This window comes from Pseudomonas syringae pv. tagetis, assembly GCF_022557255.1.
Taxonomy (GTDB): domain Bacteria; phylum Pseudomonadota; class Gammaproteobacteria; order Pseudomonadales; family Pseudomonadaceae; genus Aquipseudomonas; species Aquipseudomonas caricapapayae.
Genome location: NZ_CP092923.1, coordinates 865,764 through 878,837, shown reverse-complemented (window position 1 = coordinate 878,837; position 13,074 = coordinate 865,764). Strand labels below are relative to the sequence as shown.

At 60.9% G+C, this 13,074-nt stretch carries 9 protein-coding genes; 3 read left to right on the top strand and 6 right to left on the bottom strand.

Features of this window, described 5'->3' with window-relative positions; genetic code table 11:
- The first annotated feature begins 42 nt into the window (after positions 1-42).
- Positions 43-1,221: an acetyl-CoA C-acetyltransferase gene (locus MME58_RS03920; RefSeq protein WP_055005666.1), complete on the top strand. Its 1,179-nt coding sequence runs from the start codon at positions 43-45 to the stop codon at positions 1,219-1,221.
- 35 nt (positions 1,222-1,256) lie between these two features.
- Here the strand turns inward: MME58_RS03920 and MME58_RS03915 are convergent, their stop codons facing one another.
- Genes MME58_RS03915 through ptsP form a run of 3 tightly spaced genes read right to left on the bottom strand, consistent with a single transcriptional unit; the run spans position 1,257 to position 6,820 of the window.
- Complete coding sequence (locus tag MME58_RS03915) at positions 1,257-2,999, bottom strand: PTS fructose-like transporter subunit IIB (protein ID WP_055005652.1); 1,743 nt, start codon at positions 2,997-2,999, stop codon at positions 1,257-1,259.
- A gap of 12 nt (positions 3,000-3,011) precedes the next feature.
- Complete coding sequence (gene pfkB / locus MME58_RS03910) at positions 3,012-3,953, bottom strand: 1-phosphofructokinase (protein ID WP_055005651.1); 942 nt, start codon at positions 3,951-3,953, stop codon at positions 3,012-3,014.
- On the bottom strand, positions 3,953-6,820 hold the full coding sequence (gene ptsP, locus MME58_RS03905; RefSeq protein WP_055005650.1) for a phosphoenolpyruvate--protein phosphotransferase: 2,868 nt from the start codon (positions 6,818-6,820) through the stop codon (positions 3,953-3,955). Before ptsP ends, pfkB begins: the two co-directional genes overlap by 1 nt.
- A 353-nt stretch (positions 6,821-7,173) precedes the next feature.
- Here ptsP and cra point away from each other — a divergent pair, with 353 nt between their 5' ends.
- Together cra and MME58_RS03895 are read left to right on the top strand one after the other, a co-directional pair.
- Positions 7,174-8,169, top strand: a complete 996-nt coding sequence (gene cra / locus MME58_RS03900) for a catabolite repressor/activator (protein ID WP_054986656.1) — start codon at positions 7,174-7,176, stop codon at positions 8,167-8,169.
- Positions 8,166-8,966, top strand: coding sequence for a TatD family hydrolase (locus tag MME58_RS03895; protein WP_055005649.1), 801 nt, complete (start codon positions 8,166-8,168; stop codon positions 8,964-8,966). Before cra ends, MME58_RS03895 begins: the two co-directional genes overlap by 4 nt.
- A 6-nt stretch (positions 8,967-8,972) precedes the next feature.
- Here the strand turns inward: MME58_RS03895 and ampE are convergent, their stop codons facing one another.
- From ampE to MME58_RS03880, 3 genes are all read right to left on the bottom strand, one after another.
- Positions 8,973-9,809, bottom strand: a complete 837-nt coding sequence (ampE, locus tag MME58_RS03890; protein WP_122239071.1) for a regulatory signaling modulator protein AmpE — start codon at positions 9,807-9,809, stop codon at positions 8,973-8,975.
- Positions 9,810-9,824: 15 nt separating this feature from the next.
- Positions 9,825-10,373, bottom strand: a complete 549-nt coding sequence (gene ampD / locus MME58_RS03885) for a 1,6-anhydro-N-acetylmuramyl-L-alanine amidase AmpD (RefSeq protein ID WP_055006434.1) — start codon at positions 10,371-10,373, stop codon at positions 9,825-9,827.
- Positions 10,374-10,579: 206 nt separating this feature from the next.
- Complete coding sequence (locus MME58_RS03880) at positions 10,580-12,835, bottom strand: DUF1631 domain-containing protein (protein WP_055006433.1); 2,256 nt, start codon at positions 12,833-12,835, stop codon at positions 10,580-10,582.
- Positions 12,836-13,074: the final 239 nt, after the last annotated feature.

The window sequence follows — 13,074 nt, the reverse complement described above, 5'->3', positions numbered from 1 at the left end:
GTGTGCCACCATGAGCCCTCAATAACAATGAGGATCAGCACCATGCAGGACGTCGTTATCGTCGCCGCCACCCGTACCGCCGTAGGCAGTTTCCAGGGCTCTCTGGCTGCTGTACCTGCTGTAGATCTGGGCGCGGCCGTCATTCGTCAACTGCTGGTTCAGGCCGGTGTGGACGGCGCGCAAGTCGATGAAGTCATCATGGGTCAGGTGCTGACTGCGGGGGCGGGCCAGAACCCGGCGCGGCAGGCAGGCATCAAGGCCGGCCTGCCCTTCTCGGTACCGGCGATGACCCTCAACAAGGTCTGTGGCTCTGGCCTCAAAGCCCTGCACCTCGCGACCCAGGCGATTCGTTGCGGTGATGCAGAGATCATCATTGCCGGTGGCCAGGAAAACATGAGTCTGTCCAACTATGTGCTGCCAGGCGCGCGAACCGGTTTGCGCATGGGCCACGCCAGCATGATCGACACGATGATCACTGATGGCCTGTGGGATGCGTTCAACGATTACCACATGGGCATCACCGCCGAAAACCTGGCGCAGCAGTACGGCATCAGCCGTGAAGCCCAGGATGAGTTCGCCGCCCTGTCTCAGCAAAAAGCGATCGCCGCCATTGAAGCCGGGCGCTTTGTCGATGAGATCACGCCGATTCTGATCCCCCGGCGCAAAGGTGATCCGCTGTCCTTCGCCACAGACGAACAGCCTCGTGCCGACACCACCGCCCAGACGCTGGGCAAACTCAAGCCTGCGTTCAAAAAGGACGGCACGGTCACCGCCGGTAACGCCTCTTCGCTCAACGACGGCGCCGCTGCCGTGATGCTGATGAGCGCTGGCAAAGCAGAGCAGCTGGGCTTGCCGGTACTGGCACGCATAGCCGCGTATGCCAACGCAGGCGTCGACCCGGCGATCATGGGCATTGGCCCGGTCAGCGCAACCCGTCGCTGCCTCGACAAGGCTGGCTGGTCGCTGGGCGAGCTGGACCTGATCGAAGCCAACGAAGCCTTTGCCGCACAATCATTGTCGGTCGGCAAGGAACTGGGGCTGGATCCGCAAAAGCTGAACGTCAATGGCGGCGCTATCGCCCTCGGTCATCCGATTGGCGCGTCAGGATGCCGCGTGCTGGTGACCCTGCTGCACGAAATGATCAGGCGCGATGCGAAGAAGGGTCTGGCCACGCTGTGCATCGGCGGTGGCCAGGGGGTTGCCCTGGCACTGGCGCGCTAGGGCGGGCATGAGGCGCGGAACAGGCCGCGCCTTGATCAGGCGGCGGCCGGGACCACTTCCATGTCGGCAGGCTCCGGGCGCTTGATCAGCGCGTAGACTACGCCGGTCAGAACGCTACCCGCTATGATCGCCACCAGATAAAGCAGCGCGTGGTTGATGGCGTTGGGGATCAACATCACGAACAGGCCGCCGTGGGGTGCCATCAGCTTGCAGCCGAAGTACATCGACAATGCGCCGGTCAGCGCGCCACCCACGACACTGGCCGGAATCACCCGCAGCGGGTCCTTGGCAGCGAACGGAATGGCACCTTCCGAAATAAAGCACAGCCCCAGTACGAACGCAGCCTTGCCGGCCTCACGCTCGCTCTGGGCGAACTTGCGGCGCGCCAGGAGCGTGGCGATGCCCATCCCGATGGGCGGCACCATACCGGCGGCCATCGCTGTCGCCATCGGCGCATAGCTCTGGGACGCCAGCAGACCGACAGAGAACGCATAGGACGCCTTGTTGATCGGCCCGCCGAGGTCGACGCACATCATTGCGCCCAGCACCACGCCCAGCAAGATGGCGTTGGTAGTGCCCATGCTGTCGAGGAAATGGGTCAACGCTTCCAGCATCCCGGCAACCGGCTTGCCGACCACGTAGATCATCACCAGCCCGGTAAACAGGCTCGACAGCAACGGGATGATCAGAATCGGCTTGAGCGCTTCGACGCTGGCCGGCAGGCGGGCGTAGCGGTTGATCGCCGCGGCACTGTACCCGGCCAGAAAACCGGCAACGATACCGCCGATGAATCCGGCACCCAGAGTGCTCGCCAGCAGACCGCCGATCATGCCGGGTGCCAGCCCCGGACGATCCGCAATCGAATACGCAATGTAACCGGCCAGCAAAGGCACCATCAGCTTGAACGCCGCTTCCCCACCGATCTGCATCAATGCCGCAGCCAGCGTACCCGGCTCCTTGAACGCGGTGATACCGAACACGAAGGAAAGGGCGATCAACAGTCCGCCTGCCACGACCATCGGCAGCATGAACGACACGCCGGTCAGCAGGTGTTTGTAGACGCCCGTTTTCTCTTGTCTGGCTGGTGACTTGGCGGTGGCCTCATCGGATTCTACCTGCCCTTCCGCCAAGGCTTTTTTCAGGGTCGCCTCGGACTGCTTGAGCGCGATCCCGGTGCCGCAACGATAGATCTTCTTGCCGGCAAAGCGGTCAGTATTGACTTCGATATCCGCCGCCAGCAGCACCACATCGGCCTCGGCAATAGCCTTGGCGCTAAGCGGGTTGCGCGCACCGACCGAGCCTTGGGTCTCGACTTGCAAGTCGTAATCCAGACGCTTGGCCGCTTGCTGGATCGCTTCTGCGGCCATGAACGTGTGCGCAACCCCGGTGGGGCAGGCCGTGATCGCAACGATGCGCGGCTGCGCGCCAGCGCCCCCTGTCGCTTGCGGCGCGGTTGCCACGGACGCCGCATGCACCTGCGCGTCTCGCTCGGCGCGCTGCAGAAAACCGTCGACGTCCTGCAACGCATGGGCAGGCGAATCCTGAAACAGGCGCTTGCCGACAAAGCGGTTCAAGTCCACCGGACCGGTATTGACCACCAGAACAAGATCGGCAGCCTCAATGTCCTGAGCGGACAACTGCTGGTCCGACTTGTTGGGATCGATGATTTCGACACTGGTTTCCCAGCCCAGGCGCAATGCCGCCGCTTCGAGCAATCGTGCGCTGAGTACGCTGCTGACCTTGCCGTTCGGGCAGGCCGTAACTATGGCTAACTTCATGACGATCCTCTCTTATTGTTCTGAAAGGCTGCGTACAGTAACGCCGCCTTCAAGCCGTTTGAGTTGCGCGGCATCGGTGATGCCGAAACCGATCTGGGTCACCGCCATGGCGGCAATCGCCGTAGCGGTGCGCAAGGTCTTCTGAGGTTCATGACCGCTGATCAGACCGTGCACCATGCCGGCCAGAAGCGAGTCGCCAGCACCTACCGTGCTGGCCACCGTGACCTTGGGCGGCAGAGAGTGCAGCGCCACATTCGGGCTGAACCAGTGCACACCTTCGGACCCTTGAGAGATCACCACATGCTCGATGCCTTGCGTGTGCAGACGTGCAGCTACCTCGGCTTGTGCAGCGATGGAAATGATCGGTGCATCAAGCGCGTCGGCCAGCTCTTCGGTGTTGGGCTTGATCAGCCACGGCCCGGCCGTCAGACCGGCACGCAAGGCCAGACCACTGCTGTCCAGCGCCACTTTCAGGCCAAGGTCCTTGAGCATCACCAACAGTTTGTGCAGCCACTCTGGCGTGACACCGCGCGGCAGGCTGCCGGCAACGACGACCACGTCGAAACCTGATGCAATCTGTTGCACACGGGTGAACAGCGCTTGCTGCGCCTCCTCACTGACCTGCGGTCCGGGGCCGTTCAGGTCGGTGATGCGGCCACTGCCTTCGGCCAGTTTGATATTGCTGCGGGTTTCTCCCGGTACACGGACAAACTCGTCAACAAAGTTGCGACGCTCGAACAACGCCTCGAACGCTTGCTGGTTGTCGACGCCAAGAAAACCGGCGACGGTCAGGTCGTGCCCCAGGTCAGCCAGCACCTGCGCCACATTCAGACCCTTGCCCGCCGCGTGGGTGAGCATTGCCGTGCTGCGGTTGACCTGGCCCAGCTCCAACTGGCCCAACTGCACAGTCAGGTCCAGTGCCGGGTTCATCGTCAGGGTAAGAATCTTCGCCATTACACAGCCTCCACAAGCGCACGGACTTCGGCGGCGCTGCCCGCCGTCAGCGCATTTTGCGCCAGTTGCCGAGCGCTGCTCAGGGTCAGTTCACGGACACACGCCTTGACCTCGCCAATGCTGCGCGCCGACACGCTCAATTCATCCACACCCAGGCCGACCAGAACCGGCACCGCCAGCGGGTCTGCGGCCAGTTCGCCGCACACGCCCACCCATTTGCCATTGGCATGGGCAGCGCGCACGGTCATGTCGATCAGTTGCAGCACCGAGGGATGCAGCCCGTCAGCCTGAGCCGACAGGGTCGGGTGACCACGGTCGATGGCCATCGTGTACTGCGTGAGATCATTGGTGCCGATACTGAAAAAATCCACTTCCTTCGCCAGAACCGGGGCAATCAGAGCCGCCGACGGCACTTCGATCATGATCCCCAACTGCAGGTCGCTGACCGGAATTTCCTCGCGCAGCCGCTCAGTCATTTCCCGCGCCTGACGCCACTCTTCAAGGGTGCCGATCATCGGGAACATGATACGCAGCGGGCCGCTGTCTGCGGCACGCAACAGAGCGCGAAGCTGGCTTTCCATGACGTCCGGACGCTGCAGGGTCAGCCGGATACCACGGACACCGAGGAACGGGTTTTCTTCCTTGGCGATCGGCCAGTAAGGCAACGGCTTGTCGCCCCCCACATCCAGCGTGCGGACCACCAGCGGACGCCCTCCCAGATCAGTCAGCACGCGGCGGTATTCAGCTTCCTGCGTGGCTTCGTCGGGTGCCTGCGAATGCGCCATAAACAGCAGCTCGGTACGCAGCAGGCCAACACCTTCCGCGCCCTGCTCCACGGCAGCCGGCGTCCCCGTGCTGTCGCCGATATTGGCGAAGACTTCAACGGCATGTCCATCACGTGTTACGGCCGGCTCCATACGCGCTGCCGCCGCAGCCTTGAGACGCTCTTCGCGGGCATCACGGTCTTGCACTGCGCGCTGCAGGGTAGCCTCATCAGGCGCAACGGTCAGCCGCCCGCGCTGGCTGTCGAGCAGCAGCACAGTGCCCGGCTTGAGCAGCAGCACTTCATCACCGGCACCGACCAGCGCGGGGATACCCAACGCACGCGCCACAATCGCGCTGTGTGCAGTCGCGCCACCACGCGCGGTCAGGATGCCAGCGACCTGCGCCGGGTCCAGACGGGCAACGTCGGACGGCCCTACTTCATCCATCACCAGAATGTAGGGTTCGTCCGGGGCGGCGATGGTTTCAACACCACAAATCTGTGCCAGCACACGGCGCCCTACATCGCGCAGGTCGGCGGCGCGTTCGGCCAGCAGCGCATCTTGCAATTGTTCCTGCTGAACGGCAGCCGTTTCGATGACCGTAGCCCAGGCCGCGGCCGCGCTTTCGTTGTTATTCAGACGCGACTCGACTTCGCTGGTCAGTTCCGGGTCTTCGAGCATCTCCTGGTGGGTGATGAAGATTTCCCGGATGGCCTTGGACTTGCTGCGCTGAATGAGGTTTTCGATATCACTGCGGACTTCACCAACCGCCTTGTGCAGGCGCTCGCGTTCGGCGGCCACCGATTCGCCCTGCTGCGGATAATCGAAGCTTTGCAGCACCTGAACGTGCGCCGGGCCGATGGCAATGCCCGGCGAAGCAGACACAGCCTGCAACACACTACCGGCAGCCGGAGCATTGAGCGGTCTGGCGACAGCAACAGGGGTAGGCGCAGCCTGCACCTCTGCGGCAACGGGCAACGGTTCGACTTCTTCACCCAGGCCCTGCTCGACTGCGGCAATCAGGGCGGGTAACGCATCGTTGGCGATGGTCGGCTCGGCAATGAACTCCAGCGTCTGACCACGGCGTGCGCCGAGGCTGAGCAGCTTGCTCAGGCTTTTGGCCGACACTGCCGATTCGCCGGTTTCCAGAACACGCATGCGAATTTCGCCGTCAAACTCCTTGGCCAGCTGCGCCAGTATCTTCGCCGGACGGGCGTGCAGGCCGTGCGCGTTGGCCAGCTGGACACGCTGGGTCGGCCACTCGGCAGGCACTTCGCCGCCTAGCGCTTCGAGTACCACACGGCTGTTGGTGGCGTGGCCCAACTCATGGCCACGACCTTCGATCAGCAACAGGCACAGGCGCTCCAGCAGGGCTTGATGTGCCTCACCCAGACTGGCGAGACAGAACAGGCCGGTCAGCGGCTGGCCCAGGTAGCGGATCGGTTTGTCAGGTGTAACGAACGCCAGACCGGGGCGCTTGACGGTTTGTTCGCTGTGCAGCCACCACAGGCCATCACCCAGCGACAACGCTTCGACCTGCTGGAGCACCGCAGCAAAGCCATTGCTCACGCAGTCGGCCTTGCGCAGCAGACGTGCACCACGCCAGACCAGCTCTTCAAAATCGTCGGCTGATACGCCGAGACTGATCATCTGCGCATCGAGGGCCAGCTCCTGAGGCGCGCCCTGTAACAGTTTGAGCAGGTCTTCTGGTGTATTCGCCTCGCGTAGCGCCTGACCCAGATCTTCTTCACCCAGTGCGCGCGTCAGCAGTTGCAGCAGGCGCAAATGCTCGTCGGACTTGGCCGCAATACCAATCGCCAGGTAGACAATCTGCCCGTCACCCCAGTCCACCCCTTCAGGGAACTGCATCAGACGCACACCGGTGGTCACCACCAGGTCGCGGGTTTCGGGTGTGCCGTGCGGGATGGCGATGCCCTGACCGAGAAAGGTCGAGCCTTGCTGCTCACGGTTCATCAGCCCGGTGAGGTAGCCCTCGGCCACCAGACCATCAGCGACCAGGTGGTCGGCAATCAGCTTAAGTGCGGCAGTTTTATCCACAGCCGAACGGGCCATGGATATTTGCTCCAGAGTGAGTTCGAGCATTGCCTTGACTCCTGTGCAGCGCCAGGGCGCCACCTGATTCTTGTTTTAATGACGATCACGTGATCGACAGCTTGGGGGATGCAAGTGATGCTTTGCCGGACATCGTATCGGACATCACTTTCATCTCGATTGCAGCAGACAACAGGCATGCTGAATCGTTTAATCTACAATTGCCCGGCACGTTACTCGATTCTGGGGCGTCATTGAAGCCCAGTCGGTCTGATCACTGTGGGACACTTCCCAAAATACTTGAAGCACATGGGAATTTCCTACGGTCTGGTGTAAAGATCATCGTCATAGCAAAAATAATTCGACTGTCCTGAGCCACTTACCTGACTAAAGGAAATTCCGGGGTGAAACTGAGCGATATTGCACGTCTGGCGGGTGTTTCTGTCACAACGGCCAGTTACGTGATCAATGGCAAGGCCGAACAACAGCGCATCAGTCCGGCAACGGTGGAGCGCGTCAAGGCCGTGGTCGAGCAGCATGACTTTCGGCCTAACCCACAGGCGGCGGGCCTGCGCAGCCGTCATAGCAAAACGCTGGGCTTCATCCTGCCGGATCTGGAAAACCCCAGCTACGCGCGCATCGCCAAACTGCTTGAACAGGGTGCCCGCAAGCTCGGCTATCAGCTGCTGATTGCCAGTTCCGATGACGACCCTGCCAGCGAACTCCAGCTTTTACAGCTGTTCCGTGCGCGCCGCTGCGATGCGTTGCTGGTCGCCAGTTGCCTGCCGCCCGGCGACGAGAGCTATCGGGACCTGCAGCTCAAGGGCACACCGATCATCGCCATCGACCGGGAAATGAATCCCGGGTTTTTCTGCTCGGTGGTCAGCGACGACCACGATGCAAGTCTGCAACTGACCCGCAGCCTGCTGCAGACCAGACCGCGACACATCGCCCTGATCGGAGCACGCCCCGAACTGAGCATCAGCCGTGCTCGGGCCGCAGGCTTCGAACACGCACTGGATGGTTTTGCCGGGGCAACCATCATCGAACACGGCGAAGCGTTCAGCCGCCAGTGTGGCCAGCGTTTGATGACCGAAATGCTACAGCGACAGGGGCATTTTCCTGATGCGCTCATCACCACGTCCTACGTGCTGCTGCAAGGCGTGTTCGACGTACTGCAAAGTCAGGCGCTGCAATCGACCCAACTGCACCTGGGGACATTCGGTGATACGCAGTTGCTGGATTTCCTTCCGCTGCCCGTCAACGCGATGGCCCAGCAACACCAGTTGATCGCCGACAAGGCCCTGCAACTGGCTCTGGCCGCCATTGAGAAGGATGATTATCAACCTGGCGTGCATGCCATTGCGCGGGCCTTCAAGCAACGCATTCACGAGGCGTGAGCATGACGCTGATCGACACCCACACCCACCTGGACTTTCCGGACTTCGATGCCGACCGCGATCAAGTCCTGGATAGCTGCCTGGCGCTCGGCGTGCAGCGCGTTGTGGTGCTTGGGGTATATCAGCGTCACTGGCAGCGACTGTGGGATCTCACAAAGGCCAACCCTGCCGTGCACGCAGCGTTCGGCCTGCATCCGGTGTACATCGATGAGCACCGTACCGAACACCTGACCGGGCTGGGGGACTGGCTGACGCGCCTGCAAGGCCATCCGCAACTGTGCGCCGTGGGCGAGATCGGTCTGGATTACTACGTCGAACATCCAGACAAGCCGCGTCAGCAGGCGTTTTTTGAAGCACAACTGCAATTGGCGTCAGATTTCAACCTGCCCGCCTTGCTGCATGTGCGCCGCAGTCACGCGGACGTGATAGCGACCCTGAAGCGCCACAAGCTCAAGCGCGCCGGCATCGTTCACGCCTTTGCCGGCAGCCGTGAGGAGGCACGCGAATACATGAAGCTGGGCTTCAAACTTGGCCTTGGCGGTGCCGCGACCTGGCCACAGGCGCTGCGCATGCACCGTGTTATCGCCGAACTGCCGCTTGAGAGTGTTGTGCTGGAAACCGATTCTCCGGACATGGCCCCCGCCATGCACCCCGATATGCGCAACAGCCCGCAGCATCTGCCGGACATTTGCCAAGCACTCGCGGGCCTGATGAAAACTACCCCGCAGCGCCTGGCTGAAGCGAGCACCGACAATGCCTTCGAGCTGTTTGGCTGGTCAAGAGAGAACGCTTGCTGAGCAGGATCAGAGCAACAGGGTCCACAGCGCAAACCCTGCGTACCAGACGATCGCAGCACGAACCAGCAGCTCCCAGAGCATGTCGAGACCGGTTACACCTTGCGGGCCGATCACCGGAGGCGGGACCTCGCTGGCGGCGCAACCCACACGTGTAATTAACTGCGCGGCGCTGATATTCCAGTTGAGCAGCTCGTGCAGCATGACCCGGCTGACCGCAACAAAATTGCCGACCAGCGCAAAGCTCGCGGCAAGCAATCTGACCGGCACCCAGTCAAAGGCGTGGCGCAACTGCCCTGCCCGCTCGACCAGCGCGGGTGTCCTGCCATGCTCGGCGGCAAGCGCCAACAGCCTGTAGGCGAGCGCGGCCACAGGCCCCAGCACGAAGTACCAGAAAATCACGGCAAAGAAACTCTGAAACGCCTGCCAGAGCACGTAACCCTGAACACCCTGCAGCAGTTGCTCGCCATTGTCCGCCTGTACGCTCATGTCGCGCTCGGCAACATGCACCGCCGCCTGCGCATCGCCACGCCTGCAGGCGTCGCGGAATGGCCCGAGAACTGCAATCAGGTCAACCCGGCCCAGGCTGTAGATCAGCACCAGCAGATGAATGGGCAGGACCAGCCAGCCGTAGGCCACCGAGCCGATGATGGTCAATGCCAGTTGCAGGATCAGGACAGGCACAAGAACCAGCAGCGCCAGCATGACCCATGGACGCGTCGCCGTTCGCGGACCGGCCTCGAGTTTTGCCAGCTCTTTCAGCCATGGCCCGTCGCGTTGAACACGCTGACGCAGAGCAGAAAACTTTTCGATAAGAACGGCCAGCAGTAGCACCAGAAAACTCATTGTTCGTCCCTCACATCAATCCAGCAAAGCCGCTCGAAACCTGGCCCAGTCAAAACAGGGGCCAGGATCAGTCTTGCGTCCCGGCGCGATGTCACTGTGACCACAGATACGCTCGGGGGTGATTGCCACAAAAGCCTGACGCAACTGACGCGTCAGGTCGATCAGTGCGTCGTATTGCGCATCGGTGAACGGCTGCTCGTCAGTTCCTTCCAGCTCGATGCCGACCGAAAAATCGTTACAGCCCTCACGGCCCTGAAAACTGGAAACACCAGCGTGCCAGGCGCGATCAAGACAAGAGACGAACTGAATGACGTCGCCATCACGCTCGATCAGAAAATGCGCTGAAACGCGCAGATCGGCAATCCCCACAAAGTAGGGATGCTCGGTGGTGTCGAGCTGGTTCTGAAAGAAGGCCTGCACCTTGCCAGTCTTGAATTGTGCGGGCGGCAAGCTGATGTTATGGATCACCAGCAGCGAGATCTCGCCGTCGGGTCGCGCATTGAAGTTGGGCGAAGGGCAATGCTGTACGCCGTCGCACCAGCCGCTTGCGGAGTCCAGTTGCATGAACGCTCCTTGATCGGGGATGAGTAAGTCGCGCTGATTATGCCCGTGACAAGAGCCGGTGTGGGGTCGGGTACAGATTTGCGGTGCGGGGGATACGCTATTCACCACCGAGCGGTGTGACGCGAAGCATCAGCAACTGCATGCCGACGCGGAGCGCCGGCACAAATAAGGAAACGACAGGAAGACAAGGGCTTCAAGGCAGGCGATCACGCGCCCTTGAGCTTGCGCAAGTTGCTGATGACCGACTCCAGTGCGCGATCAAACAGCAACGCGTCGTCAAGAATCCGCACCGCACCGCGACGAAATTCGATGGCAAGGCCGACGCGGGTCTTTTCCAGGACCTTCATGCCGGTCCGGTTGACGAACACATAGCGCCCCGTCGGCTCGACAATCGCGGTCAGCTTGCAGCGCAGCTTGTGCTCCTCATCTTCCTGAATCTCGACCCAGCAACCGACGCGCAGCTTGTCGACCATCTGCAGACCGGCGTCGTCGTCAGGCAGTTGCACGGTTGGCTCGTTGAGCATTCGCTCTTCAGGTGCGATCAGAACGATCTCTTCAACAACAGCCATCATCGGCGGGCCTTCAGCAGGGTACAAGCCGGTCGGCGGCGTATCGTCCTGCGCATCGTCCTCACTGCCTTCCTGCAACCGCGAGAAATGCTGGAACGCCTGAACGTGCAGCGATTCAAGCTGGCTGAAGAATTCGCTGGTGGCAAACGGATCGAATGCTGCGCTGGTCAGGCCATCACGCAGAGACTTGAGCAACCCCGGCACCAGGTCAAGCAGACGCTGGAGTGCCTGCGGATCGTCATGTTGCTCGACGCTCCAGATCAGCTCGTCCATGGTTGCCAGCCCGGCCTGCCACTCGCTGGACTCTTCGCCATGCTTGAGACAGGTCAGCAGAAGCACCTTGCTCCAGGCCTCCTGCAACAGGCGCACAACCACTTCAGGCAAAGTTCTGCCCAGCAGGCGCTGATTCAACTCATGCTGCACCTGTTGCCGAGCCAGTTCGGCGCGCGCGCGCCCTTCTTCGGCGTCACGGGTGCGCTGCTCAAGCAACTCGCTGCGACGGCGCTCGTCGCTGGTGAACGCCAGAAAATCTGCCAGCAACTCGGAAAAGATTGCCGGGTCATCGACAAAATCGTTGAGCAGACGCTGCACGATCTGTTCGACCCGCTGGTAGAGCGAGTCGCGCTGATAATCGTCGCGGCCGCCCCAGCCCAACGCGGCAGTGGCAATTTCGTTGAGCAGGCGACGGGCCGGATGGCTGCCACGACTGAAAAAGCTCTTGTCGAGCACCGCCACCTTGAGCATCGGGATCTGCAGGCGTCCGATCAGCGCACGCAATGACGGCGTCAGGTTGCGATCATCGAGAATAAACTCGAACAGCATGGCAATCAGGTTGATCACATCTTCATCGCCAACGCCGACAATTCTGGACTTGCCAGTCTTGACGTTGACCCGGGTCAGCAACTGCTCCAGCTGATCACGCAGGTCAAAATCGTCTGCGGTGTCCTGAGAGGGAACGTATTGCTGCAGGTGAGAAAGCAGGCGTAGCAGATCCTTGCTGGAAATCGGACGCACTTCGGCATTGGGCTCATGGCGCGGAGCGAGGTTGCCACGAACCTGCAGCAACAGCTCCTGCAAAGCAGAAAAAACCTCCTGCACGCCCTTGTCGAGCTTGTCGGCGGCTTCGTTCAGAGCAGGATCGGACATTTCGGAACCGCGGTTTCGCGGAGCGGCCCGGTCTGATGATCGGCGGGTCGGCAATGCCTTCATGTCCGGCAACACACCCGTCGCAATCAACAGCTGATTGGCTTCGCTGTACAGGTGGTCAGTGTTGGCCAGAACATATTTCTCGAACAGCTTGAGAATGATCAATTTGACCTTGATCTCGACACCAAGGCTGCGTCCGGCCTCCAGGAAAAACCTGCACAACATGGCCGGCCCCAGCGGGTTAGCGTCCTCGGTGATGGTCTGAGGAATCAGAACATTCAGGCGCGCAGTAAGCTGGCCCAGCGCCAGGCTGTCACGGCTCATGACCTTGCTGACCATCGCATCCACGGCCACCGTCTTTTCCAGGTCGTCGTTATGCACCAGCGCCAGTTTGTCGAAAGACACCGAGGAGGGAAGCACGGGCTCATGAATCTGATACTGGCCCAAAGCCAGAAAAGACTCATAAAATTTGTCGAGAAAGCCACGTTCTATGCTTTTGCGCTTGAGGCGCAAGTCACGCATGGCTTCAAAGAAGATGTTCTGGTCAGTGTTGCTGCGAGCACGATCAGCCATTTCGAACAGCGTGTCGTCGGCGTTGTCGAACAGCGCCTGCAATGCATCCTTGAGCTGCTGAGCGGCCTTGTCGCGGACCTGCAGCAACACAACGGGTAATCGGGCCAAAGGAGTACCGGCCCCTTGCGCGGGGAGCGATTTGCTCAACGGCACTACTTTTTCGTCGTTCGGCATTACACCCCCTGACAGGAAACAACCTGAACCCCATCACAAACGTGGCTTGCTATCCTCGCACTGTGAAGCGACCCGCTTGGCCTTGCACAACGTCAAAGTCATGACGTCAATTACAAGTCGGATTATCTTTCAAAACTTGTCATGAACGCCAGTGAGACTTCTTTCACTCTGGTGAGAAATGTGACAAGGCACTCATATGCTGCGATAGACCGCGATATTCGCTTTCCATCGCAAACGAA

Excerpts from the sequence above, each read along its gene's own strand:
- ampD (WP_055006434.1), bottom strand. The coding sequence starts at position 10,373 with ATGCAACTGGACTCCGCAAGCGGCTGGTGCGACGGCGTACAGCATTGC.
- ptsP (WP_055005650.1), bottom strand. The coding sequence starts at position 6,820 with ATGCTCGAACTCACTCTGGAGCAAATATCCATGGCCCGTTCGGCTGTG.
- MME58_RS03920 (WP_055005666.1), top strand. The coding sequence starts at position 43 with ATGCAGGACGTCGTTATCGTCGCCGCCACCCGTACCGCCGTAGGCAGT.
- MME58_RS03915 (WP_055005652.1), bottom strand. The coding sequence starts at position 2,999 with ATGAAGTTAGCCATAGTTACGGCCTGCCCGAACGGCAAGGTCAGCAGC.
- pfkB (WP_055005651.1), bottom strand. The coding sequence starts at position 3,953 with ATGGCGAAGATTCTTACCCTGACGATGAACCCGGCACTGGACCTGACT.
- MME58_RS03880 (WP_055006433.1), bottom strand. The coding sequence starts at position 12,835 with ATGCCGAACGACGAAAAAGTAGTGCCGTTGAGCAAATCGCTCCCCGCG.
- ampE (WP_122239071.1), bottom strand. The coding sequence starts at position 9,809 with ATGAGTTTTCTGGTGCTACTGCTGGCCGTTCTTATCGAAAAGTTTTCT.